At 66.8% G+C, this 23,917-nt stretch carries 23 protein-coding genes and 1 riboswitch; of the genes, 8 read left to right on the top strand and 15 right to left on the bottom strand.

Translation table 11 applies throughout. From position 1 onward, the window contains the following. The first annotated feature begins 48 nt into the window (after positions 1-48). On the top strand, positions 49-945 hold the full coding sequence (locus ACT53N_RS15370) for a cobalamin biosynthesis protein CbiG (RefSeq protein ID WP_476064713.1): 897 nt from the start codon (positions 49-51) through the stop codon (positions 943-945). Here ACT53N_RS15370 and ACT53N_RS15365 read toward each other — a convergent pair. Together ACT53N_RS15365 and ACT53N_RS15360 are read right to left on the bottom strand one after the other, a co-directional pair. Further along, positions 942-2,357 (bottom strand): MATE family efflux transporter, encoded by a 1,416-nt coding sequence (locus ACT53N_RS15365; RefSeq protein ID WP_476064712.1) that lies wholly within the window; start codon positions 2,355-2,357, stop codon positions 942-944. The two genes, ACT53N_RS15370 and ACT53N_RS15365, sit on opposite strands and share 4 nt — an antisense overlap. A 145-nt stretch (positions 2,358-2,502) precedes the next feature. Further along, positions 2,503-2,985 (bottom strand): PepSY-like domain-containing protein, encoded by a 483-nt coding sequence (locus ACT53N_RS15360; RefSeq protein WP_476064711.1) that lies wholly within the window; start codon positions 2,983-2,985, stop codon positions 2,503-2,505. A 116-nt stretch (positions 2,986-3,101) separates the two neighbouring features. Here ACT53N_RS15360 and ACT53N_RS15355 point away from each other — a divergent pair, with 116 nt between their 5' ends. Together ACT53N_RS15355 and ACT53N_RS15350 are read left to right on the top strand one after the other, a co-directional pair. Then, positions 3,102-3,488 (top strand): VOC family protein, encoded by a 387-nt coding sequence (locus ACT53N_RS15355; protein ID WP_476064710.1) that lies wholly within the window; start codon positions 3,102-3,104, stop codon positions 3,486-3,488. 7 nt (positions 3,489-3,495) lie between these two features. Next, on the top strand, positions 3,496-4,530 hold the full coding sequence (locus ACT53N_RS15350; RefSeq protein ID WP_476064709.1) for a ThuA domain-containing protein: 1,035 nt from the start codon (positions 3,496-3,498) through the stop codon (positions 4,528-4,530). On the opposite strand, the gene ACT53N_RS15345 is transcribed toward ACT53N_RS15350, so the two are convergent. The 7 genes from ACT53N_RS15345 to thiC all read right to left on the bottom strand — a co-directional run bounded on the left by ACT53N_RS15345 (position 4,527) and on the right by thiC (position 12,718). Further along, the gene (locus ACT53N_RS15345) at positions 4,527-5,084 is read right to left on the bottom strand and encodes a DUF2239 family protein (RefSeq protein WP_476064708.1); all 558 of its coding nucleotides are present in this window, start codon (positions 5,082-5,084) and stop codon (positions 4,527-4,529) included. The two genes, ACT53N_RS15350 and ACT53N_RS15345, sit on opposite strands and share 4 nt — an antisense overlap. Next, on the bottom strand, positions 5,084-5,419 hold the full coding sequence (locus tag ACT53N_RS15340) for a GIY-YIG nuclease family protein (RefSeq protein WP_476064707.1): 336 nt from the start codon (positions 5,417-5,419) through the stop codon (positions 5,084-5,086). The genes ACT53N_RS15345 and ACT53N_RS15340 overlap by 1 nt, the downstream gene beginning before the upstream one ends. Before the next feature lie 61 nt (positions 5,420-5,480). Further along, the gene (locus ACT53N_RS15335; protein WP_476064706.1) at positions 5,481-5,867 is read right to left on the bottom strand and encodes a hypothetical protein; all 387 of its coding nucleotides are present in this window, start codon (positions 5,865-5,867) and stop codon (positions 5,481-5,483) included. A gap of 107 nt (positions 5,868-5,974) precedes the next feature. Continuing rightward, positions 5,975-8,716 carry a TonB-dependent receptor gene (locus ACT53N_RS15330; protein WP_476064705.1) on the bottom strand — a complete coding sequence of 914 codons (2,742 nt, stop codon included), beginning with the start codon at positions 8,714-8,716 and terminating at the stop codon, positions 5,975-5,977. Positions 8,717-9,041: 325 nt separating this feature from the next. Next, on the bottom strand, positions 9,042-9,404 hold the full coding sequence (locus ACT53N_RS15325) for a DUF1428 domain-containing protein (RefSeq protein ID WP_476064704.1): 363 nt from the start codon (positions 9,402-9,404) through the stop codon (positions 9,042-9,044). Between the two features lie 39 nt (positions 9,405-9,443). Beyond that, positions 9,444-10,832, bottom strand: a complete 1,389-nt coding sequence (locus ACT53N_RS15320) for a S41 family peptidase (protein ID WP_476064703.1) — start codon at positions 10,830-10,832, stop codon at positions 9,444-9,446. A 47-nt stretch (positions 10,833-10,879) separates the two neighbouring features. Continuing rightward, on the bottom strand, positions 10,880-12,718 hold the full coding sequence (thiC, locus tag ACT53N_RS15315) for a phosphomethylpyrimidine synthase ThiC (protein WP_476064702.1): 1,839 nt from the start codon (positions 12,716-12,718) through the stop codon (positions 10,880-10,882). Between the two features lie 73 nt (positions 12,719-12,791). Continuing rightward, positions 12,792-12,897: riboswitch (TPP riboswitch) on the bottom strand. A gap of 125 nt (positions 12,898-13,022) precedes the next feature. Between thiC and ACT53N_RS15310 the strand changes: the two genes are divergently transcribed. Beyond that, a complete protein-coding gene (locus ACT53N_RS15310) occupies positions 13,023-13,541 on the top strand; it encodes a RidA family protein (protein WP_476064701.1) in 519 nt (172 codons plus the stop codon). Between the two features lie 35 nt (positions 13,542-13,576). Here the strand turns inward: ACT53N_RS15310 and ACT53N_RS15305 are convergent, their stop codons facing one another. Further along, positions 13,577-13,975: a hypothetical protein gene (locus ACT53N_RS15305; RefSeq protein WP_476064700.1), complete on the bottom strand. Its 399-nt coding sequence runs from the start codon at positions 13,973-13,975 to the stop codon at positions 13,577-13,579. A gap of 39 nt (positions 13,976-14,014) precedes the next feature. Continuing rightward, the gene (locus ACT53N_RS15300; RefSeq protein WP_476064699.1) at positions 14,015-14,578 is read right to left on the bottom strand and encodes a tetratricopeptide repeat protein; all 564 of its coding nucleotides are present in this window, start codon (positions 14,576-14,578) and stop codon (positions 14,015-14,017) included. A 195-nt stretch (positions 14,579-14,773) separates the two neighbouring features. Between ACT53N_RS15300 and ACT53N_RS15295 the strand changes: the two genes are divergently transcribed. From ACT53N_RS15295 to cuyB, 3 genes are all read left to right on the top strand, one after another. Further along, positions 14,774-15,241 carry a hypothetical protein gene (locus tag ACT53N_RS15295; protein WP_476064698.1) on the top strand — a complete coding sequence of 156 codons (468 nt, stop codon included), beginning with the start codon at positions 14,774-14,776 and terminating at the stop codon, positions 15,239-15,241. A 65-nt stretch (positions 15,242-15,306) separates the two neighbouring features. After that, the gene (cuyA, locus tag ACT53N_RS15290) at positions 15,307-16,308 is read left to right on the top strand and encodes a D-cysteate sulfo-lyase (protein WP_476064697.1); all 1,002 of its coding nucleotides are present in this window, start codon (positions 15,307-15,309) and stop codon (positions 16,306-16,308) included. A gap of 11 nt (positions 16,309-16,319) precedes the next feature. Next, complete coding sequence (cuyB, locus tag ACT53N_RS15285) at positions 16,320-16,988, top strand: cysteate racemase (protein WP_476064696.1); 669 nt, start codon at positions 16,320-16,322, stop codon at positions 16,986-16,988. A gap of 4 nt (positions 16,989-16,992) precedes the next feature. Here the strand turns inward: cuyB and ACT53N_RS15280 are convergent, their stop codons facing one another. Next, entirely contained in the window at positions 16,993-17,175 is a 183-nt protein-coding gene (locus tag ACT53N_RS15280; protein ID WP_476064695.1) for a hypothetical protein, read from the bottom strand. Positions 17,176-17,620: 445 nt separating this feature from the next. On the opposite strand from ACT53N_RS15280, the gene ACT53N_RS15275 reads away from it, so the two are divergent. Beyond that, on the top strand, positions 17,621-19,252 hold the full coding sequence (locus ACT53N_RS15275) for a pectate lyase (protein ID WP_476064694.1): 1,632 nt from the start codon (positions 17,621-17,623) through the stop codon (positions 19,250-19,252). Between the two features lie 9 nt (positions 19,253-19,261). Here ACT53N_RS15275 and ACT53N_RS15270 read toward each other — a convergent pair whose 3' ends face one another. The 3 genes from ACT53N_RS15270 to ACT53N_RS15260 form a co-directional block, all read right to left on the bottom strand. Then, entirely contained in the window at positions 19,262-19,849 is a 588-nt protein-coding gene (locus tag ACT53N_RS15270) for an SRPBCC family protein (RefSeq protein WP_476064693.1), read from the bottom strand. 77 nt (positions 19,850-19,926) lie between these two features. After that, positions 19,927-22,749 carry an ATP-dependent DNA helicase gene (locus ACT53N_RS15265; protein ID WP_476064692.1) on the bottom strand — a complete coding sequence of 941 codons (2,823 nt, stop codon included), beginning with the start codon at positions 22,747-22,749 and terminating at the stop codon, positions 19,927-19,929. A 58-nt stretch (positions 22,750-22,807) separates the two neighbouring features. Beyond that, a complete protein-coding gene (locus ACT53N_RS15260; RefSeq protein WP_476064691.1) occupies positions 22,808-23,776 on the bottom strand; it encodes an SEL1-like repeat protein in 969 nt (322 codons plus the stop codon). Positions 23,777-23,917: the final 141 nt, after the last annotated feature.

Below are 23,917 nucleotides of genomic sequence, written 5' to 3'. Positions count from 1 at the left end.
CGGAGCGGTAGAAGCGCGGCTTCGTTTCCTTCCAAGGAGCCGCGTACCGTGTCGCGTCTGTTCAGCGCCTATGTCATCGTCGATTGGAGCGCGGCCGCCAAGCCGACCACGGGCGCGGACTCCATCTGGATCGGCGTACTCAAGCGCGACGTGCGCTTCCGTCTGAGCTTTGAGAGCTACAACCCGGCGACGCGCGGCGAGGCCGAGACGAAGCTAGCCGCCATTCTCGATGACCTGAAGAAGCGCGGCGAGCGCGCCCTTGTGGGTTTCGACTTCCCGCTCGGCTTCCCGCGCGGCCTAGCGCAAGCCCTGGCCCTGCCCGGCGAAACGCCGTGGCGCGCGGTCTGGGACCAGCTGGCGAAGATGGTCAAGGACAAGGCCGACAACACCAACAACCGCTTCGGCGTGGGCTCGGAGATCAACCGCCGTCTGACCGGCGGGCCGTTCCCCTTCTGGGGCTGCCCGCCCAAGGACGCCCTGACCACGCTGCAGCCCAAGCGCCCGCGTGAACACGGTCCCGACGACCTGCCCGAGTTCCGCTACGCCGATCAGGCCGCCAAGGGCGCGCATTCGATCTGGAAGCTCTACTACAACGGCTCGGTCGGCGGTCAGGCGATCATGGGCATCCCGGCCGTGCGCCGCCTGAAGGACGCGCGCGGTGAGGCCGTTCGGGTCTGGCCGTTCGAGACGGGCTTCAAGGCCCTGACGGACGCCGATCTGGAAGGCGTCGAGGTGGTGGTGGCTGAGGTCTATCCCTCGCTGCTCAAGCCCACGCCGGCGCCGGGCGAGGTCAAGGACCTGGCTCAGGTCCGCAGTCTGGCCGAACACTTCGCCAAGCTGGACGAAGCCGGCAAGCTGGGCGCGTCGTTCGATGCGCCCAAGGGCTTGACCGAGGACGCGCTAGTCTCGGCTCAGACCGAGGAAGGCTGGATTATCGGGGCTTAGGTCGCCTCCAGCGCCGCCTTGCGGTCGCGCCAGTCCAGCATCCGGAACCGCATCAGCAGGAAGCCGGCGGCCAGGAAACTGGTGACGATGATTGAGACGAGCACGCCGTTCAGGCCCATGCCCTTGGGGATCGCCAGCCACCAGGCCAGCGGCCCCATGACCAGCGCATAGCTGATCAGGTGCGTGATCGTCGGGACCCAGACCTCGCCCCGCGCCCGCAGCGCCTGGGCCGCAACCACCTGCACCGCATCGGGCGCGAAGAAAAGGCACGCCAGCACCAGGGCCGGCAGGATCAGCGCTAGGGCCGCAGGGTCGGTCGTGTAGGCCAGGGCCACCCAGTGCTTGGTCGGATACAGCAACAGGCCAAACAGCACGCCGATCACCGCGATCACCGCAAAGGCGATCCAGCCGGCGCGGGTCATGCCCGCCGGATCGCGCGCGCCATAGGCTCGCCCCACCAGGACGGCGGTGGCCGAAGCCACGCCCAGCGGCACCATGAAGATGATCGCCGAGACGTTCAGCACCACTGTGTAGGCCGCCACGGCCAAGGCGCTGATCCAGCCGCAGATCAGGTTCATGCCGGCGAAGGCCGAAACTTCGAAGAAATTGGACGCGCCGGCGCCATAGCCGATGCGGCGTTGCTCGATCTCGGCGGGCCGATCGCGGGCGGGCTTGTCGAATACGCCGAGTTCGCGGGCGTCCTTCATGCGGATGACGAAGATCGCCAGGGCCAGCGCCAGCGCCGATCGCGCGATGAAGGTCGCCCAGGCGCCGCCCACCGCCCCAAGCGCGGGCAGACCCAGCACGCCCGGCACCAGCAAGAGGTTAGCCCCCAGGTTCACGACATTGGCCAACCACATCATCGCCGCGCCGGGTCCCGGCTTGGAGAGCCCCTCCAGCCAGAAGGTCAGAACCACCGAGATCGCATAGACCGGCAGGGACAGCGAAAAGACGATCAGCGGCAGGGTCGCCCCCTCGGCCAGACCGTCCTTCAGTCCCATGGCCTGCAGGAACATCGGCCCCAAGAGCGCCAGCAAAGCCATCGAGCCAAAGCCCAGCCAGATGGCGTAGACGAGACCGCGCCGCAGCACCGCGCCGGTCTCATGCGGATTGCCCGCCCCCATCGCCCGCGCGGTCATCACCTGAACGCCGACCAGAAGGCCGACCGTCGCCGTGACAAACACCGAGGACGGCGCCCAGGCCATGGCGTGATAGCCAAGCTGCTGCGCCGAGAAATGGCCGACCACGATCGCGTCGGTCAGCCCCATCACCATGATGCCAAGACGCGACAGCACGACCGGCCCCGCCAGGCGGAGCAGTTCGATCAGATCGGTCATGATGGGGCCGTGCGGCCGCTCGGGAGAGCGCGCCGTTCCGGCCGCGTCGCGCGGCATGGTCGTCACCACTGTCAAAGAAGGGGCGCAAGCTGGCCCATGCCCGTTTTTCGAGCACCCCGCATTTAGCGGCGCTTGGCGCAAGACGCCAGCCTTCTGCGAGCGCCGCTAGGACCGCGGCCTTGGGTGAGGATCCGCGACGCTACGTCCCTGTACCCAACGGCTAGTGCGGCCAGACCTCGCTCAGCACCTTGGCCTGACCGTCCTTGAAGCTGACCTCCATGGACGGATCCTTGGACTTACCGGCGGCGAACAGCTCGTAGATGACCATGCCGTCGTTCTGCCTGCTCTCGATAACCCGCACCGGCGTGATGGCTTTCCCCGACGCCGCAGCGGCGTCTCGCACAAGCTTGGGGGCGTCGGACCAGGCGATGTCGCGCTGGATTTCGACGATGGCCCAGACGCCGTCCTTTTCGAGCAGGTCGAACTCGATTTCCGAGCCGTCCGGCATCACGCCTTCCACGTCGAAGTAGCGGCGGTTCTCGCGCTCCTTGAGCTCCGCTTCCTTGATCGTCATCGCCGGAGCGGCGGCCTTGACGGCCGAGACCACGGCCGCCGGCAGGTCCTTTGCGGCCACGGGCGTGATCTTGGTCTCGACGGCGGGCGCGAGGACGAAAGCAAGAGCCGAGATCAGATGCGGGATCATGGGGGCCTCTTCTTGAAACAGAGGGCTAGACCATATCCGCCTTCCGGCCGAGAAACGATGCAAAGGCGGTATCGCAGACGCGTGCTATCAGTTCGCCGTCATCTGGAGTCGCAAGAATGGCCCGCCGCGTCGCCCTCGTTTCCCTGTTGGTCGCCGACTATGACGAGGCGATCGCCTTCTATGTCGGCAAACTTGGCTTCACGCTCGTCGAAGACACCGACATGGGCCATGGCAAGCGCTGGGTCGTCGTCTCGCCAGGGAGCGACGGGACGAACTTCCTTCTCGCCCGCGCCGTGGGCGAACAGGCCGAGGCGATCGGTCGTCAGGGCGGCGGCCGCGTCTGGCTGTTTCTGCATACGGACGACTTCTCTGGCGACTACGCGCGCATGAACGAGGCAGGCGTGCGGTTCCTTGAGGAACCCCGTCACGAAGCCTACGGTACGGTGGCGGTCTTCGAAGACCTGTCCGGCAATCGCTGGGACCTGATGCAGCCCAAGGCCTGAGAACGCCATGACCCGCCTTTTGACCCTGGTCGCGTTGGTGACCGCCCTCGCCTGCTCAGGCGCGCAGGCCGATCCGAAGATCCGCGTGCTCTATCTCGACCAGTCGGTTGGTTGGCTGCATGCGCCGGTCGCCCGCCCCAAGAACAGCAACGGTCCGACACTGTCCGAAGTGGCCCTCGCCGAGATCGGCGGTCAGAGCGGCGCGTTCAGCGTAGAGTCCACGCAGGACGCTCGCGAGATCACACCCGAGAAGCTCAAAACCATCGACGTCCTCGTCTTCTACACCACGGGCGAACTACCGATTTCCGCCGCCAACTGGCAGGCCATCCAGCGCTGGGTGGAGAGCGGCCAAGGCGGCTTCGTGGGCCTGCACAGCGCCACCGACACCCACTGGCCCTATTCCGGCCCCGGCCAGACCTACACCGCCTTCATCAACGGCAAGTTCGCCGGGCATCCCTGGACCCAGGGCACGCCGGTGACCATCCAGGCGCTTGGGGGCTCAAACCCGGTCAACAAGGCCTGGCCGCCGCGCTTCGCCTACGCCGAGGAGATCTATCAGTATTCGGACTATGACCCCGCCAAGGTCCGGGTGCTGCAGGCCCTGGACTTCACCGAGACGCCTCTGAAACGCCCCTGGTTCGTGCCCGTCACCTGGACGCGCCAGATCGGCAAAGGCCGCCTGTTCCAGACCAATCTTGGTCACACGCCGAGCACCTGGGCTGATCCGCGCTATCGGGCCCAGTTGCTGGACGCGATCCGCTGGACCGCGCACCGCCTGCCCGGCTCGGCGACGCCCAATCCCGAAGAGCAGGCGCTGTGGGCCTTGCGGTCTCTGCTGGCCTACTCGGGCGTCCCAAAGGCGGACGTCGAGGCGCGAGTCGCCCGGCTGGCCAAGGCGGACAAGGTCTGGCTGCTGGACGCCGCTGTTCGAACGGCCGCACTGCGCCCCCTGTGGCCGGCGAAGGCCGGGGACGACAAGACTGCGTTCGACAAAGCCTATCAGGCCGTTCTCAGCGACGTGCTGGCCCGCTCCGCGCGCTAAGCGCCCTCTTCTGCGCCGAAGGCTTCGGCGGCGTAGGTTCTGAGCTGGGCGGCGATGTCGCTGGGCCAAGCCTCGATCAGCGCCTCGAACCCTGCGTCATCGCCGGCGAACAGGCAGCGCATGGCTTCCTCAAACCCCGCGAGGTCTCCGGCCATAGCCGAAGCGAACCGATAGGCCGCATCCCGCGAGGACCGGATCCGGTCAGGTCCTTCCGCCGCGCGCCGGGCGGTCTCGACCAGCTTGCGCAGCGCCACCGAAGCGCCGCCGGGTTGAGCGGCCAGCCAGTCCCAGTGACGCGGCAGCAGGGTCACCTCGCGCGCCACGACGCCCAGCTTGGGTCGTCCCCGGCCTCGGGGCGCAGCCGCCTCAGGCTGCAGCCGGGCCCGGACCACATCGGGGCCGCCGCTGAGGTCGAAATCGACTGACCGCCCCTGCGGATCGAAGATCAACACCCCGGCTTCACGCGACAGGGCCTCCGCCGCCAGCGCCGCCTCGAGCCTAGAACCCGCAGCGACCCGCCGCTGACCGTGGAACACCGCAAAGCGCTCATCCATCAGTTCAGCCCCCGGGCGCCTGCCGCGCCGATCCAGTGGTCCCGGCGATCCCGTAAACGCGAGGCGCGACAAAAGGCGTCCAGTCCCTCGACATCGATCGTCTCGACCGCCTCGAAGGCGAAGGTGTCCGCGCCGTGAGCGTTCCAGGCCGCCTGCAGGCTCGGCTCTCGGTGCGAGCCGAGGCGTAGCGAGAACCAGATTCCGCTCTGTCGGGTGGAGAGGTCGGGCGTCGCGCCGATCCAGACCTCACCACTCGCCGCACAGCGAACAGCGTACACGCCGGCCTCGACCTTGCGTTCCTTGTATGCGCGCAAAAGCGCCTTGCGTCCGGACATGGCGAACCTCCTGGAGCGCCTTTTACCCGGATGAAATTTTAAGTCAATATTGCCCGGGTAATTATCCCGCGATCGGCCTGTACGCGATGTAGCCTCGCTCCACCATCCGGCGGGTGGCTTCGTAGACGGCGGTCAGCTCTTCGTAGGTCAGACGCAGGTGCGCGAGCCGGGCCAGCTGACCTTCAGAAAGCGTCGACCCGCCTTCGGCCATCATCGCCGCTTCGCTGACCCACTTGGCCCGCGCAGTCGCCGCCGCCACGGCCAGCCGCTGGAACTGGGCGCCCTCCACCTTCGGAAAGGTCGCGCCCAACACCGCCTTGTTGGAGGCGTAGGCGGTGTAGTCGATCTGTTCGAGATAGCCGCGCAACCGTCGCTGGACCTGTGGGTCCACGTCCGTGGGTTCGAAATGGTCGCCGGTGCGGCGCGTGTTGGAAGTCATGGTCGCCATGACGGCCTCCGATCCAGCCGAAAACCGGCCGCTCAGAACTCCAGTCTGCGCCTCAGTACTTAAGGACGGGTTGAGAGCGCGCAGGCGCTCCCGCCCGGCTGGATCCCCTAAAGCTGCTTGCGGAAGCCAATTCGAACAGTGCGGCCCAGCGGGTCCAAATAGTCGCGCTGGTAGGCCTGCGGGGTGGCGCCGTTCTGATCTCGCACCGTCTGCTTGGCGTCGAACACGTTCTCGATGTTCAGCGAGACCTGAGCGCCCTTCAGGATCGGATACTTGTCGACCAAAGGTTTGCGCGCGGGTGCGTTGAAACTGGCGAAGAGACTGACGCCCAGGGTGGCGAGATCCGAGAAATACAGCGTCTGGCCGCCGGTGGCGCCGCCGTTCACCCAGGTTGAGTCCTTCCAGGTTCCGTTGAAGCGTACGCCAAGGCCGTCCTTGAAGTAGCCGCCCTGCACCTGAACCTCGTGACGCGCCTGACCGGTGCGCGAGCTGATCGCCGCGCCGTCCAGCTGGTCCAGCACGGGCAGGCCCTTGCGGGTGGTCAGCTCGTCCGTCAGTCGCCAGGTGTGGTAGATGGACATCTGCAGCATGCCCTGGCCGGGCCGCATCATGCCGCCTGGACCGCCAGGGCCCATGCCGCCGCCGCCGGGACCACCGAAGCGCATCATGCCGCCCATGCCGCCGCCCGGACCACCACCAAAGCGTCCCCCGCCCATGCCGCCGGGCGCGCCGGGGCCTGCCGCGGCGCCGGGCGTCGGCTTCCCGACCGGCTTGAACAGGTTGAAGCCCCAGCGGATGTCTTCCCGCTCGGCGCTGGCGAAGTTCACCGGACGAGCGTCGATGGCCAGCAGGCGGCCGGTGGCGTCCCGCGTGAACCTTTCCGGGAACGCCCGCTCCAGGTCCGGGGTGATCGCTGGGAAGCTTGAGATCACATTGCTGGTCTCGGCGCGGGTGTAGGTGGCGTTGAAGGTCAGCTCGACCTTCTCCAGCGGCTTGTAGTTGACCTGGAGCTTCGAGACCTTGCGGTTGTCGTTGCGCAGGTTCGGATTGCCGCCGTCGGTGCGGGTGACCAGCACCGTCTGGCCCGTCGTGAAGTCGAACACCGAGACGTTCGGCGTCACCACCAGCGGATCATTGACCTGGTTGGTCGAGGGCGCTCCCTCCTCGTCGGTGAAACTGGCGATCAGGCTGAGCGGCTTGATCGGCGTCCAATTCACGCCCGCGCCCAGGGTCGTCAGGCCGCCGAGATCCGAAAGGTTCTCGTAGCCCGCGTTGAAGTTGGCCGAGAGGTCGCCGACCTTCGCCAGCACATCGTTCCGCGTGCTGGTCAGCGGCAGGGTGAAGCTGGTCTGCAGGTTCTCGCGGTCGCGCGTAACCTTGCGCTGGGTACTCACACCCGAACGCACGGTCTTGGCGTCGAGGCCCCGCGTGTCCGCGCCGATCTTGAAGGTGGTCTGGACGCCGCCCGCCGGCAGCTGGAACAGGTTGCCGTTCAGCACGAGCTCCGCACTGGCCGAGGTCGACACCGAGTGCGCCGTGTCAGGCGCCACGGCCGTGTAGAGGTTGGATGCGATCGTTCCGAACGGATTGACGCTGGGATCTCCCGCCGCCACCGCCGCCTGGAAGGCCGAGGCGTCCAGACCACGACCGGTCGTGGTGTCGGTGGCGGTGCGGTCGAAGTCGCCGGTCAGGGTCCAGCGCCAGTCCTTCACCCGGCCGTTGGCGGCCATGCTGACCTGGGTGCGCAGGACGTCTGTGTCGCGCGCCAGGGCTCCCGGCGCATCAATGAAGCGATAGCCCGTGACGGGGTTGGAGAACGGCGAGAAGGGGCTGCCCGTCGGCAGGGTGAAGGTCACGCCGGGCAGGCCTAGCAGGGCCTGGCTGCTGGTGTCTTCCAGGTTGCCGCTGATTGTCAGTTGTGTGGTCTTGTTCAGGTCGCGACTGATCGATCCGCGCAGCGTCGCGCGTTCGGACTTGGAGATCAGCGACCGGCTGGCGGTCAGGTCATCAGTGTTATAGCGCCCCGCCAGCGGTGAGAAGGCCGAAAGCCCGACCCTGCCCGCTTGGGCTGCGTCTGGAACACCGGCGATGGTCACAAGGCCGCCGGCCGCAGCGGACAGGGCCGGATCGATCTCACCGCCGTTCACACCGCTCACATTGCCGACCAGGTCGAAGGGTTGGCCGTTCGGCGCGCGGACGATGTCGCGGTCCGTTTCCAGGAGATAGGGATCGCGTTGCAGCTGGAGATCCAGGTTCCAGCGCTTGTCGCCGTCGATCTTCACCCGGTTGCCGCCGCCGTTCAGCGTCGTACGGCCGCCATCCGTGGCGACCGTGCCCGCCGCCTGGATCGTGGTGGCGGTGTAGTTCTTCTTGAGGATGATGTTCACGACCCGCTGATCGGCCTTGTAGCCGTAGCTCAGCGCCACCTCTTCGGGGAGAACCTGAAAGCGTTCGATCGCCTCAGGGGGCACGCCCTGGATTTCCTGGAAGCCCGAGATCCGCCGACCGTTGATCAGCAACACCGGCCCGCCGCCACCACCGTCGCGGCCGCGCGTGCTGGCGGTCTGGGGAGTCAGAAGGGTGAGAAGCTCACCAATGCTATTGGCCCCGAAACTCTTGATCTCTTCTTCGTTGAGCTCGATCTCGGGTTGGATGGCGCCCTCGACCTTGCCACGCGGGTCAGCCTGGATGACGAGCCCCTCGACCTCGTTGGGTCCCTCATCCTTCGCCCGCTGCGACGCCTGGATGTCCTCGGCGACCACGGCGGCCGTCGTGGCGGGAGCCGCCGCGGCAACAGGGTCGAGCGAGACGGCGGCCAGCCCGTAGAGCAGCACGGTCGAAAGGGTCATTCAGGCCCACAAAAGCATGAGTTGCGAGGAACGCCGACGCGATCGGCGCCAACGCTGGGTTGCCGCTCCTTACGGCTGGGCGGAGACCACCGCAACAACCATCCGGAACAAGCTCAGCTATTGCAGCAGAATGCACACAGTGGTGTGTCCCAATCCGCGTCAAATGCGGCCTAGGCTTTGAAAAATAGACATATTTGACGCATGCGAATGAGCAACACGACATGATGTTTCAGCGAGGAAACAAAATCGGCAGCGCCCCCGTGTTCGCAGCGACGAATCTCCACCGACCGGGCGAGACTTCGATCCGCGCGCGCCTTGCAACAATCTATGCGCGCATGGATTCGGTAAAGGTCTCGAACCCGCCCAGGATCATGCGCTGGGTGTTGAATGGCGGCCCCGCCATCTCGTTCTGGAACCGCGGATCGGCCATCACCTTGGCCATCACAGCGTCACGAGCCGCTCGATCCTGGTAGGTGATCCAGGACAGCACGACCACCTCGTCGTCTTCCAACTGGACCGCCCTGGGAAAAGAGGTCCGTTCCCCGTACGGCGCGTCCTCAGCGAGGCACTCGACATAGGAGAGCGCCCCATGCTCCAGCCATATCGCGGCGGCCTTTCGGGCTAGTGCGCGGTACGCCTCGAACTCGGCCTTGCGGACCGGAACCACAAATCCGTCGACATAGGTCATGATGCGGCGCCTTGCAGGTTGCTGACCCCGCAAGGACGTTCAGCGCACGGCCTTCCCGACAGCGCCCTCGCGAATTTTCGCGATGAGGTCCGAGATAACTCCGGCGTGCCCGCCAGAGAGGTCCGCAGCCGGGAAGACGTCCAGCGGGATCTCGGGGGCCAGGCCGCGACCTTCCAGGTCCTGGCCGTCCGCCGAGCGGTAAAGTTCGGCGGGTAGAGCCAGAGTCCAGCCGTTCGGCAGCGGCTTGGGCAGTTGATCGGAAAAGGCGCCGCGCGTCATTGCGCCGACCTGGGTGACGTTCGGCAGCGCCTTCATCATCAGGGTGAAGGTCTCGCCTGCGCTGACCGTGATATCGCTCGTGACCAGATAGACCGGCCCGGTAAAACCGACCGCGCCGGAGGGTTCGACCTTGATGGTCTGCGGCGGCGCTTTCGCGCCGACCGGAACCTTGGCGTAGGCGATGCGGGGCTGGGCCGTGAAGCGCGCGGCGATGCGCCGGCTTATGGTGTCGTAGCCGCCTCGGTTGTTGCTGACGTCGACCACCACCGCCTTGGCGCCGGCGAAGGCGGCGAAGGCTTCGTCCAGAACGGCGTCCAGCGGGCGCGGATCATCCGGCGCGGCGTTGCGCGCGAAGGCGCCCATGGTCAAGATGTTGAGGTAGCCCACATCGTCGACCCGCCCCCAGAAGATGCGATTGTTGGCGGCCTGACGCCCCTTGCCTTGCAGCAGGCCCGTCAGAATCCCTTCGCGATAGGCTTGTAGCCAGGCCTTTTCCTCGCCGGCGGGGTCGGTCGCACGCACGCGCAGAAGGGTCGGCGCCTCGCCAGGTTCGAGATCGCGCCGCGCGCCCTGCGCCATCCCGTGCAGCTCGACGTGGGGATCATCCAGTCCGGCCAGGAGGTCGGCCAGCGCCAACCAGAGCTGATCTTCAGAGGCCGAAGGCCCCAACTGCGCCAACGCCTTGGCCTTGCGCGCGGGCCAATCCAGTTTGCGTTCAGCGGAGCGCGGATAGAGCTCGGCGAAGGTGTCGGCGGCGAAGGCGACGATCCGATCCGGGGTCCAGCCTTCGGCCGAGATGCAATCCGTCGGCAAGTTCGGAAGGCGATCGAACGTGTAGCGCGTGCCCTCAGGATCGCCCGTCAGGCTGACAACGCCCGGTCCTTCGGCGCGCCAAAGGGTCAAGACCCCGTCGGGATCCGGCTCGCGGCGCGGATCGGGATAGCAGGCGCCGCCCGCTGTGTGGAACAGCTGAGCGCCGTCGGGCCCGAACTGGACGATCCAGCCATAGCCCCGCGACTTCCAGGCGCCGCGCAGCTCTGCGGCCACCGGGCCATTCTTAGGCTGCACCGGCCAGAACGGGCTTTCGGCCCAAGCGGGTGCGGCCAGGGACAACGCGGCGGCGACGGCGAGAAGACTCAGGCGTTTCATGGCGCGACGGTGGAGGCGTCTCCGCCGTCGCGCCAGTGAAAACGGCGTCACTCGGTCTTCAGATAGATCTCCGAGCCCTGCTCGCGGAATTTCTCGCTCATCTGCGCCATGCCCAGTTCGGCGTCGTTCGGGGCCTTGGCGGCCGCGAAGTCGCGGACCTCCTGGCTGATCTTCATCGAGCAGAACTTGGGACCGCACATCGAGCAGAAGTGGGCGGTCTTGTGCGCCTCCTTCGGCAGGGTCTCATCGTGGAACTTGCGGGCGGTTTCCGGATCAAGGCCCAGGTTGAACTGGTCCTCCCAACGGAACTCGAACCGCGCGCGGCTGATCGCGTCGTCCCACATGGCCGCGCCAGGGTGACCCTTAGCGAGGTCGGCGGCGTGGGCGGCCAGCTTGTAGGTGATGACGCCGGTCTTCACGTCATCGCGATCCGGCAGGCCCAGGTGCTCCTTGGGCGTGACGTAGCAGAGCATCGCCGTGCCGAACCAGCCGATCATCGCCGCGCCGATCGCCGAGGTGATGTGGTCGTAGCCAGGCGCGATATCCGTGGTCAACGGGCCGAGGGTGTAGAACGGGGCCTCGTGGCAGTGCTTCAGCTGCTCGTCCATATTGGCCTTGATCTTGTGCATGGCCACGTGGCCCGGCCCTTCGATCATCACCTGGACGCCGTGGTTCCAGGCCACCTTGGTCAGCTCGCCCAGGGTGCGCAGCTCCGAGAACTGGGCCTCATCGTTGGCGTCGGCGGTCGAGCCAGGGCGCAAACCATCGCCCAGCGAGAACGACACGTCATAGGCGCGCATGATCTCGCAGATCTCGTCGAAGCGCTCGTAGAGGAAGTTCTCCTTGTGGTGCGCCAGGCACCACTTGGCCATGATCGAGCCGCCGCGCGACACGATGCCGGTGACCCGCTTGGCCGTCATCGGGATGAACGGTAGGCGCACGCCCGCATGGATGGTGAAGTAGTCGACGCCCTGCTCGCACTGCTCGATCAGGGTGTCGCGGAAGACCTCCCAGTTCAGGTCCTCGGCCACGCCGTTGACCTTCTCAAGCGCCTGGTAGATCGGCACCGTGCCGATCGGAACGCTCGAGTTGCGGATGATCCAGTCGCGGATGTTGTGGATGTTGCGGCCGGTCGACAGGTCCATGACCGTATCGGCGCCCCAGCGCGTGGCCCAGACCAGCTTGTCGACCTCGTCGGCGACGGTGGAGAGCACGGCCGAGTTGCCGATGTTGGCGTTGATCTTGACCAGGAAGTTGCGGCCGATCGCCATCGGCTCCAGTTCGCCGTGGTTGATGTTGGCCGGGATGATGGCGCGGCCCCGGGCGACTTCCTGGCGCACGAATTCAGGCGTGACGAAGTCCGGGATGCTGGCGCCAAAATCCTCGCCGTCGCGGACGCACGGGCGCGTCTGTTCGCGACGCAAATTCTCGCGGATCGCCACATATTCCATCTCGGCCGTGATGATCCCGGCGCGGGCGTATTCCAGCTGGGTGACCAGCTTGCCCGGCTTGGCGCGATAGATCTTGCGGCCGGTGTCCGGGAATTCTGGGGCCAGATGCTTGCCCTGGGCGAAGCCGTTGTCTTCCGGCTTCACCTGGCGAGGGTCGGTGACCTCTTCGACATCGTCGCGCGCCACAACGAAGGCCTCGCGGGTGCGCGGCAGGCCCTTTTCGATGTCGATCTGGATGGTCGGATCGCTGTAGGGGCCCGAGGGGTCGTAGATGGTGACCGGCGGCTCGTTGGCCGACGGGTGGACCGCCACCTCGCGGAACGGCACGCGCAGCTCGGGGAACAGCTCGCCCGCCTGATAGACCTTGCGCGAGCCGGGGATCGGACCGGTCGAGATCGTCTCGGCCACGGCCTTGATGGTGCTCTGGATATTCATTTCGGGCGCTCCTCAAGCTTCCAAGGAGACCCGGACGTGCGTGCTTGAGTCGGTCTTACGGACGAGACTAACGCTCCCGCCCGCGTTCCCTCCCTTCGCCGGCATGACCCGGATCAGGTTCTACGGGTCAGGGCCAAGGCCCAATCTCAGCCGCGCAAGCGGCCCCCCGGTGAACAGAGGGCGGAGACTAGGCCTGCTGACGCGCAGGTCAAGGCGCAATGCCCGCGCCGCGTTACGGTAAATTCACTTGCTGATCCTGATCCGTAAAGACGATCACAGATCAACGTTCTGCGGGAGCTTCGCCGTGATCCATCGTTGCCTGGCGCCGGTCCTCTGCGCCCTCATCGCCACGTCGACCTTGGCGCAGACGACCTATCCCAAGTCGATCCCCGCGCCCGGCGGCGAGGTGATCATCCCATCCGAACCGCATCAAAGATCCTACGACGAGATCAAGTACGCGCCCGCCCGGCGCGTGGGGGACACCCTGTATGTTTCCGGGGTGATCGTCGGTCGGGGCAAGGATGAGGGAACCGACCCGGAGTCGTTCAAGCGCCAGGTCAGGCGAGCGTTCGTCAGCCTGGACCAGATCCTAAAGGCCTCGGGGAGCGACTTTGAGCACGTGGTGATGATCAATAGCTTCCACGTCTGGGAAGGACCTGATCAACCGGCGCCGCGCTGGGAGCAGATCAACCTGATCAACGCGGTGAAGAGCGAGTTCATCAAGGGCGCCAACCCGGCCTGGACGGCGGTCGGCACAACGGGCCTGCTGGCGCCGGGCGGGATCCTCGAGATTCAGGTGATCGCCCACGTTCCCCGGCGCTGAAGGTCGGCGGCGCGGCGTTATCCGCAGCCGAGACTCTACGGCTTCGGCTCGCTGGCGGCGCGTATTGCGCGCATACGCGCGTTACTGAGCGCCAAGGCCTCTTGGGTGAGCCGCTCGAGGCGCGCCATGGAGGCGCTGAAATCAGCGTCCGATCGTGGAGGCTCGTCGACAGGGACGGGCGCCGCCGACTCCCTAAGGACAACAGGCCCTGTCACGAGGCCGGCGTTCAAATCGCGCAGGATAACCTGAGTGCGCGCGCGTTCCTGGGCGTTGGAGGAGTCGATCTGGCTCTGCAGGATGTCGCGACGCGCGTCTTCAAGCGCGTGCGCGGCCGCGTTGCGCGCCTGGATATCCCTCAAGTCTTGCGCCTGCGCCGCCCCGCAAAAGGCCAGCAAGCTCGCAACCGCCCCCGTCACAGACCTCAGCCACGCCATGGAATAGCTCCGTTCGCAGCGCGCCAGATCATCCAGGCGTTAGGGCCGCTTGACCGTAAAACGCGTGAGCTCAGTCTTCGGCGCCGCCCAATCCGGCTTCAAGGCCGCCGCGCGCGAATAGTCGCGATAGGCGGCGTTCAGATCGCCCAGGCCTTCGTTGGCCAGCCCGCGATTGAACCAGGCGCGCTCGGGGTCCTTGACCCCCAGGGCCAAGCCCCTGTCGATCTGATCGACCCCCTCACGATAGCGCTTCTCGCCCACATAGGCCGCGCCCCGATTGACCCAGGCCTCTCCCAGGTTCGGATCAAGCTTCGACGCGGTGTCGAAGTCGGCCCGAGCGCGGGTGAAATCCCGCTGCCGCATCTGCAGAACGCCCCGATTGACGAAGGTCCGTGCGCGGTCTCGGAAGTTGAGGTTCTCGGTCTCCAGGGCGGTCGTGCAGGTCAGCACCGAAGCCTTGTCCGAACGGCCGTCGAGCGCGGCCTCGGAACATTCCTTGGCCAGACCGCCACCGATGACAAGGGTCGAGGCGTTGGCGCTCGAAGATGCGGCCCATAGCGTCGCCGCAAGCACCGCCACGCCCAGAAGGCCACGCTGGCTCATGACTTCCTCCCATGTTCGCGGTCCGCCCGGAGCGCTTTGAGACCCGGGGCGGCCGACTTCTTGTGACGATGCAAGACTAGCACGGTTCGGGCCCTCCAAGAACCGAGCGCGCCGCCGAAAGCATCAGCAAGGCGCTCACCTTCGAACAAGCCGCGCGAACAACCGGCTGGGCGAGCTCGAAAAACTCAGCCATAGATGACCGCTCACCCGCAGGTTGCCGCTATGCTTGTCTTCGCACTGTTTCTTGCTCTCTCGGGCCAGGCCACCCAGGACAGCGCTGTGGATGCGGTGACGGTGGAGGCCTCGCGCAAGGTGATCCAGAGGACCCTGCCGGATCAGCAGATCATCGAACAGCTGAACGCGCTCCATAAGGCCGAGCCTGACCGTGTGGTCTGTGTGAAAAAGACCATGGGCGGCACGATCATCCCAAAGACGGTCTGCAGCACGCTTCGCCAGTGGTACGATCAGGAGAAGGCCAGGGACACGGCGAATGTCCTTGCTGAGATCAAGCAAGAGCCATTCCGGTCCCCACCGACCACTGATCCGCCCTACGAACTGGTTCAGATGATCAAGAAACAGCTCAAGGACCCCGAGGCGCGCGCGCTGGCGGCTGAGCGCGCCCGGCGCCGCATTGAAGCCAAGGCTGCGGCGCAACAACCCTGAAGTCGTGCGGCGACCACCGCATCGGACGTGATAACAAGGGCGCGACTCGATCAGGAACCGCGCCCATGCACCTCGCTCGCTTTCCTCGCGCCCGCTTCGCGCACCTGCCCACGCCTCTGGAGCCCCTCCCCCGCCTCGGCGCCGAATTGGGCGTGGACCTTTGGGTCAAGCGCGACGACTGCACGGGCCTGGCCGGCGGCGGCAACAAGACCCGCAAGCTGGAGTTCCTGCTTGGTGAGGCCCTGGCTCAGGGAGCCGACACCCTGGTCACCCAAGGCGCGGTCCAGTCCAACCACGTCCGCCAGACCATCGCAGCTGGGGCGCGCTTTGGCCTGAAGACCGAAGTGATCCTGGAGGAGCGCACCGGCTCCAAGGCCAGCGACTACATGGGCAACGGCAATGTCCTGCTCGACAAGCTGATGGGCGCATCGCTGCGCTATGTGCCGGGCGGGACGGACATGGTCGCCGAGCTTGAGGTCACCGCCCAGAGCGTGCGCCAGCGCGGTGGAAAGCCCTATGTGATCCCCGGCGGCGGCTCGAACACGGTCGGAGCGCTCGGCTATGTCGACTGCGCGCGTGAGCTGGTGGTTCAGGCCGATCAAATGGATCTCAAGATCGACCGCCTCGTCACGGCGACAGGCAGCGCCGGCACCCATGCAGGCCTTGTGGCCGGCTTCGCCGCGCTGTCGGTCGACATCCCGATCCTGGGCTTTGGCGTGCGCGCGCCCAAGGCCAAGCAGGAAGAGAATGTCTACAACCTCGCCGTCGCCACGGCGGAGACCATCGGCGCAGCGGGCCGGGTTCGGCGCGAGGCCGTTGTCGCCGACTGCGACTATGTAGGCGAAGGCTACGGCCTCGTGGACCAGGGCGTGATCGACGCCCTGGCGCTGGCCGCTCGCACGGAGGGTCTGCTGCTGGATCCGGTCTACTCGGGCAAGGCGATGAAGGGGCTTATCGATCAGGCGCGCAAGAGCGCCTTCAAGGGCGAGCGCATCGTGTTCCTGCATACCGGCGGCGCACAGGGGCTGTTCGGCTATCAGACCGTGCTCGAACCCGCCCTCGGCTAGGAGCGCCTGCGATGAGCAAGGTTCTGGGCGTTCTGGGCGGCATGGGTCCGGCCGCCACGCTCGACTTCCTGGCCAAGCTGCAGGCCGCGACGCCCGTCAGCCGCGAGCAGGACCATCTTCGGGTTCTGGTTGACATCAATCCGAAGGTTCCCGACCGCAACGTGGAGGGCTCGGATCCCGGTCCGGTGCTGGCGGCGATGGCGGCGGGCCTGCGCGGCTCCGGCGCGCAAGTTCTGGCGATCGCGTGCAACACAGCCCACGCCTACGCGGCAGAGGTCCGCGCCTCGGGCTTGCCGTTGATCGACATGCTGGAAACCGCCGGCCTCGCCGCCCGGAGCCAAGGCGCGACCGTCGTCGGCGTTCTGGGCACCAGCCTCGCGCTTGGCCTCTATCGCGACCGCTTCTCGCAGCTCGACCTGGAAGTCGTGACGCTGGACGACCATGAACAGGTCGAGTTCATGGCTCTGCTCTACCGGATCAAGCGAGGCGATGTGGGGCAAGAGTCGCGGGACGCTATGGCCGCCCTCGCCCACCGCCTGATCGGCAAGGGCGCGCAGGCTGTGGTCGCGGGCTGCACCGAAGTGCCCCTGGTGCTGGCCCAGACAGATCTTTCGGCGCCGTTTCTGGACGCCACCCAAACCCTGGCGGTTCGCTGTGTCGAGGTCTGCCTGGCGGAGTGAGGCCCTAGCTGCGGACGATCGGCAGCGCTTCGTCGTAGCTGGCCTCAAACAGACCCACCAGCGCAGCCGCGCCGCGCGAGGCTTGCGCCATACGCAGCAGAGCCGCACGGGCGTGCGCGTTGTCGGCGATCTCGGCTTGTCGCTCGAGCCGCTCGGCTTCGGTCAGGTGGTCGTGTCGCGTCCCCATGGCCGAAAGGTTTACAAGATATGAACGCAGATCCGCCATGCGACCGCTGGACGCAGAGTGATCATCGTTCTCTAGCCGGGCTCGCGCTAGCTTTGACATGAAAACGCCCCCGGACCTTTTCGGTCCGGGGGCGTTGTCCTGTTCCCCAACAGGACGGCGTCGGCCGTGCTGCTCCGAGCGCGGCGGCGTCGCCTCAAAAGGCCACTAAATTTCGCCGAACGCGCCGTGACACGCAACGCGGCCGCCTGTCGCAGGAGCGACCTGTGGCCCCGCAGCCCCATGAGGCAACGGCCGACATCGCCCCGTGAAAAGTGGGTAGCCAAACCTATGACACCGGTAGCATAATGTCGGCAACGTCGCTTCAAAGATGACGGAGCCGTCGCTGGCCAGGGAGGTTTGCTCGCCTATCCTTCGATGTAAGCTTCGCGCTGACCGGAGTTCATCCATGCCTCTGAGCCCGCTTTCCCGCCGTCGCCTTCTGGCCACCTCGGCGGCGGCCTTCGCCGCTGCGGGCGCTCTCGCGCCGCTCCGCGCAGTCGCCGCGCCCGGCCGAGACACGGCGCTGAAAACGATGAAGACGGCCACGCGCTTCATGGTCGAAAAGGTCGCCTATAAGGGCGGCTACGTCTGGAGCTATCTGCCGGACTTCTCGCGCCGCTGGGGCGAGATGGAAGCCTTTCCGACCATGATCTGGGTGCAGCCGCCGGGCACGGCGACGATGGGGCACCTGTTCCTCGACGCCTATCATGCGACGGGCGACGACTATTACTACAAAGCCGCCTGCAAGGCCGCCAAGGCCCTGATCGCGATCCAGCATCCGGCTGGCGGCTGGAACTATCTGGGCGATCTCGCCGGCGAGGCCTCGATCCGCAAATGGTACGACACGATCGGCAAAAACGGCTGGCGGCTCGAGGAATTCCAGCACTACTACGGCAACGCCACGTTCGATGACGCGGGCACCGCCGAGACCTCGCAGTTCCTGCTGCGCCTCTACGTCGAAAAGAAGGACAAGCGCTTCAAGCCGGCTCTGGACAAGGCGCTGCAGTTTGTTCTGGACAGCCAGTATCCCAACGGCGGCTGGCCCCAGCGCTTCCCCCTGAAGACCGATTTCCAGAACCACGGCCATGCCGACTACACCGGCTACATCACCTTCAACGACGATGTGGCCGGCGAGAACATCAAGTTCCTGATCATGGTCTGGCAGGCTCTCGGCGATCCGCGCGCGCTGCCGGCCATCCGGAAGGCGATGGACTGCTTCGTGATCTGCCAACAACCGCAGCCGCAGCCGGCCTGGGGTCTGCAACACTACGTCGACACGCTCAAACCCGCCGGCGCGCGCAGCTATGAGCCCGAGGCCTTCGCCTCCCACACCACGGGGGCCAACATCGCCTCGTGCATGGACTTCTACGAACTGACCGGTGACCCGAAGTACCTGGCCCGCCTCGGCGAAGCGCTGGACTGGCTGGACAGCATCAAGCTGCCGCAGGAAATCCAGAAGGGCCGCCCCTACCCCACCTTCATTCAGGTCGGGACAGGCAAGCCGCTCTACATTCATCGGCGGGGCAGCAATGTCGTCAACGGCGAGTACTACGCCGACGAGAACCCGCAGGGCACGGTCATCCACTACTCGTCGTTCCGCGCGGTGAACGTCGCGGGCCTGCGCCAGCGGCTGGCCAAGCTGCAAGCCACCCCACCCGAAATCGCCAGCAAGGATTCGCCGCTCAAGGGCGGCCGCAAGGCGCTGCCCAAGTACTTCACTACCGGCGACATCTCGGTGTCGGACCTGAACGTGGACACGCTGAAAGCTGACACTGGCCAAATCTCGCCGGACAAGGTCGCCGGCCTGATCGCCGCGCTCAACGCCGAAGGCTGGTGGCCGACAGAGCTCCGGGCGACCAGCAACCCGTACATCGGCGACGGCTCGCCGACGCCGGCGCCCGGCGACTTCAGCCAGACCCGCGTCGGCGATGCGACAGACACCTCGCCCTACATCACCGACACGCCGAAGATCGGCATCTCGACCGGAACCTACATCGAGAACATGGCGGCGCTGATCAAGTACGTGACGGCGGGCTAGGACGCCGGCTCACTCGCAAAGACGCTTGAGGTTCATCAGGACCTTGGGCGTGTCCTTGCGCAGCGCTTCGCGGATCAGCGCCTTGGGAACCGGCCAGTCCACGGCCAGGCGGTTGTCGTAGAAGACGCGGGTCCGCCGGCCGCCGTCCAGCGGCTGGAGTTTCCATTCGCCCTGTTCGACCTTCAGGTCACCGCTGACCAGTCGGAACTTGATCCGGCTGTAGGGCTCATAGTCGGAGCGGAAGACAATGCGCATGCCGGGGAACACCAGGTTGCGACGCGTCACGTGCTCGCGGATGTCCCAGCCTCGGGCCATGTCGCCCTCCACGATGCGGCAGACGGCGAGCGTGGTGATCATCACCTTGGCCGCCGCGCAGTCGGTCATGATGCGCCAGACCTTCTCAGGCGACGCGTTGACGTCGACCACCGCGCGCACGTGACCGGAAATTCCATCGGGATCGGGCGTCACCTCGGCGTAGGCTTCGCCCTTGGCCAACGCAGCGCGCGCCTTTGGCGAAAGCTCGAAAGACCAGGCTTGGCCGGCGACCAGAAACGCAGAGGCGAGGGCGGCCAAGACGGCGGTATATCGGACGCGCATGTACACGGTGCTCCTGGTCACGAGGAGCGGTACGGTCCCGGATACCCGGCGGACGCATCGCCCGGCCGCGCGTCAGTCTAGGACTTTGTCGTCTTCAGGAAGGCTGCGGTCGCCTCTATGGCCTCTACCAGACTGACCCGTTCCAGCGTTACGCCCTCGGGCAGGCTCGAAAACAGCCGGGTCGGCGCTGCGGCGTCCAGCATCACGAACACGCCGCGATCGTCGGCACGTCGGATCAGACGCCCGAACGCCTGGCTGATCCGCGCCCGCGCCACGGCGTCGTCATAGCCTTTGCCGCCAAAACGCAGCCGGCGCGCCTTGTGCAGCACGTCCGGACGGGGCCAGGGCACGCGATCAAACACCAGGAGCCGAAGCGAGCGCCCAGGGACGTCGACGCCGTCGCGAATGGCGTCGGTGCCCAGCAGGCAGGCGTCCTCCTCTGCCCGGAAGATGTCGACCAGGGCCCCGACCTCGAGCGGATCCACGTGTTGGGCGTAGAGCGCCATGCCCTGGTCGGCCAGCGGCGCAGCGATGCGCTCGTGCACAGCCTTCAGACGACGAATGGCGGTGAAGAGGCCAAGCCCCCCACCCCCCGCCGCAAGGAACAGCTCGCGCATCGCCGCAGAGACCTGGCGCGGGTCCTCCTTGTTCACGTCGGTGACGACGAAGGCCTTGGCGTTGTTCTCATAGTCGAAGGGCGAGACCAGTCGCAGCACCTTGGGCGCGGACGGCAGGCGCGCTGCGCCCGTGCGCATCTCGGCCAGGGCGAATGGATCCTCCAGCGCAGGGTCGACGAGGGTGGCGCTGGTGACCAGCACGCCGTGCGCGGGGGACAACACGGCGGCGCGCAGCGGCTCGGTCGGATCCACCCAATGACGACGGCAGGCTGCGTCCACCACCCGCCCATACAGGAACGTGGCCTCGAACCAGTCGACGAAGTCCGGGTCGCTTTCGGTCGGTTCGACGTCGTCCTCTTCGAGGGCCTTCAGGATCGAACGCCAGGCCGGCAAGGTCATCCGCGCCCGTCGGTCCAGGCCGCGCAATGCGCCTTCGATCCGGGCGCGTTCGGAGGCGCCCAGATGCTCGGCGTCCTCGTCGAGCACGTCCTCCAGCGCTCGCGCCAAGGCCAATAGCGGCGCTTCGATGGCCGCCAGCGCCTTGGCCGCCTCGGGCGCGCGCTCGCGGACCAGATCGATGGGCGGGCGCGCATCGCATTGCAGACCAAGGTCGGCGCCGCCCCGGTCGCCGCTGCGGGCGCGTAGTTGTTCGATCACCGCGACCAGGAAGTTCTCGATCGGGCCAATGGGATTGATTTGGCCGTCGGGCGGCGCGACACGACCCGACCAGCCCTCGCCCGGCAGGGCCGCTGCGGCCTGGATGGCGTGGCTCATCGCCCCTCGCGCGCCTTCCCGGTCGCCCAGGATGTCCAGCAAGCGCGCCTCCAGGCCGCGCCCGCGACGACCTCGGCCCTCAGGACCCCGGATCCAGCGCCGCAGCTCGGCGGCCTCCGCGCCGGACAGAGCGGCCGAGAAGGCGCTGTCGGCGGCCTCGAACAGGTGGTGTCCCTCGTCGAAGACGATGCGCTTGAGGCTGGTGGTCTCGTTGTCGCCCTTGAGACCCCGCGCTGTGCGCGCGCCGTCGAAGGCCGCCTGCGTCAGGACCAGCGCATGGTTGGCGATCACCAGGTCCGCGCGCTTGGACGCGCGTACGGCCTTCTCGATAAAGCAGATGCGATAGTGCTGGCAGCCGGCGTGGATGCACTCGCCACGTCGGTCGACCAGATTGGCCGGGCTGGCCTGCATCGAAGGGGGCACGGCCGTCAGGGTGGGTAGCCAGGCGGGAAAGTCGCCGCCGGTCATGTCCCCATCCCGCGTGGCGCGCGCCCAGCGGGCTGTCAGGGCCAGACCGACCAGATCGCTGTTACCCAATTGAGCGCCGTTGACCTGCTCCTGAAAGTTCAACAGGCACAGATAGTTCTCACGACCTTTTCGCACGACGGCCTTGCGGGCGCGTTCTTTCGGGTCGGGATAGATCGACCGGCTCTCGCGCTCGATCTGTCGCTGCAGGGCCCGCGTATAGGTGCTGACCCACACCGACGGGCCGTTGGCCTCGGCCCACAGGGACGCCGGCGCCAGATAGCCCAGCGTCTTGCCAACACCCGTGCCGGCCTCAGCCAGCATCATGCGCGGCTCGCCCTCCCGCTCGCGCGGCTGGAAGGCGAAGGCGGCCTCCTTGGCGAAGGTCGCCTGAGCTTCGCGCACCTCTTCAAGGCCCGAGCGTTGCAGCAGTTCGGCCAGCCGCTCGCCCGCGCGTTCGGGATCAATAGGACGCGAGCCCGCTTCGCCGGGCGGCGCCTGATCCTCCCACTCGACCAGCCGCGCCCAGACATCGAGGCCCGAGCCGCGAAACTGGTTGCCGACTGGGACGGAGCGCAGGGCTCCGATCACCGCCGGTCCCCAGGACCAGCCAGCCTTGGCCAGCGTTTCGGCGATCGCCAGAGCCTCTTCGCGCGAAGGAACCGGCGTCAACGCCAGCTCCCGCAAAAGCGCGTCAGCGGCCTCGCGAAGGGTCTGGGCCTGCTCGGCTGCGCCGTGCGGCTCGCGAAGGCCAAGCGCTGTCGCCAGTCCTACCGCCGAGGGCGCGCAAAACGCCGCTGGCCGCGCAAACGCATGGAGTTCGAGCACATCGAACAGGCGCGGCGAGCGCGGCGGCGGCGACAGGTTCAGACGACGGGCGGTCATGGCCGCGTGCGCCACCAGGATAGGACCGTGCTCAAAGAGATCGCGAGCGTCCGGCGCGCGCAGCATCCTGGCCTCGCCGCCGTCCGCCAAGCCGGCGCGCGGACCAGGCAGGACGACGAGAGCGGGAGCCAGATCCAGAGTGGGCGGCGAAGCAGTCACCTCCGTCCGTTAGCAGAACCCGGCTCGAAACAGAATGGAAACGGGGCCGCGCAGCGCCCTAACCAACCGGCGTCTCATCATCGTCGGCCAGGCCGAGCAGCCGATCGATCGCCCGCTGGGCCTTTCCGCGCAGGGCCGGCTCGTCGCTCTCCACGGCCCGGCGATACATCTGGAGAGCCAACTCGCGATCAGCGCGAACGCCGCGGCCGATCTCGCACATCAGTCCCAGCGCGAACCAGGCGTCGTGGTCGCCCCGGTCCGCAGCCCGCTGGAACCAGCGCATCGCCTCGACATAGTTCTTGTCGGTCAGCTGACCGTTGTAGTGCGCCGCGCCTAGCCGATACATCGCATCCGGCAGGTCGTTCCGGGCGGCGGCGCGATAGAAGTAGAGGGCCTTGGCCGGATCGGACGTTACGCCCGAACCCTCCGCATGAAGACGGCCCAGCTCGTTCATCGCTTCAGCCGAACCCATCTCGATCGCGCGGCGCAACCACAGCAAGCCCCGCCTTTCATCGACACGACCGCCATAGCCCTCCAGCAGGACGACGCCCGCGCTGAAGGCGCCCGGCGCTGAACCTGCTTCGCCGGCGCGAAGATACCAAGCGCGCGCCAGCCTGGGGTTTTCGGGCGGCCCATGCCCGCCCCGATGCATGACCGCAAGGTTGTACATGCCGTTCGGGTCGCCCAGTCGCGCCGCGCGGGCGTAGAGCTTCAGCGCGGCGTCTGGATCAGACTCCAGACCCTCCGCGCCAAAGAGATACAGGTTTCCCAGTTCGACCATGGCGTCGGTGTCGTCCAAGGCCAGCGCCTTGCGCAGCCAGACCAGTCCCTCGGCCTCATTCGGCTCGCGCCCGTCGCCGCGAATATGGCAGACGGCCAGATCGACATAGAAGGCGGCGTCGCCAGCCTCCGCAGCCCGCTGGATGGCCTCGCAATCGGTCTGCGTCCGCCGCTCCTCAGCGAACGCCGCGCCGGCGGTCCAAGGGACCATGAGCACCAACGCCATCAGCCAGCCCAAACGCATCAAACCCCCACCTTGGCCGGAAGCGTCACGTGGCGCTGCAAGCGTTGCTCCAGACAATCGCAAGCCTCAGCGGAAGCAACCAGACTCGCGCTACGCGCGCGCAAAAGTCGGGTGAAACAGAAAGGGAACATGCTATATCGCGGT

The sequence above is a fragment of the Caulobacter sp. DMC95 genome (genome assembly GCF_056313785.1).
The sequence above is the reverse complement of the archived record's forward strand: the minus strand, read 5'-3'. Positions and strand labels throughout refer to the sequence as shown.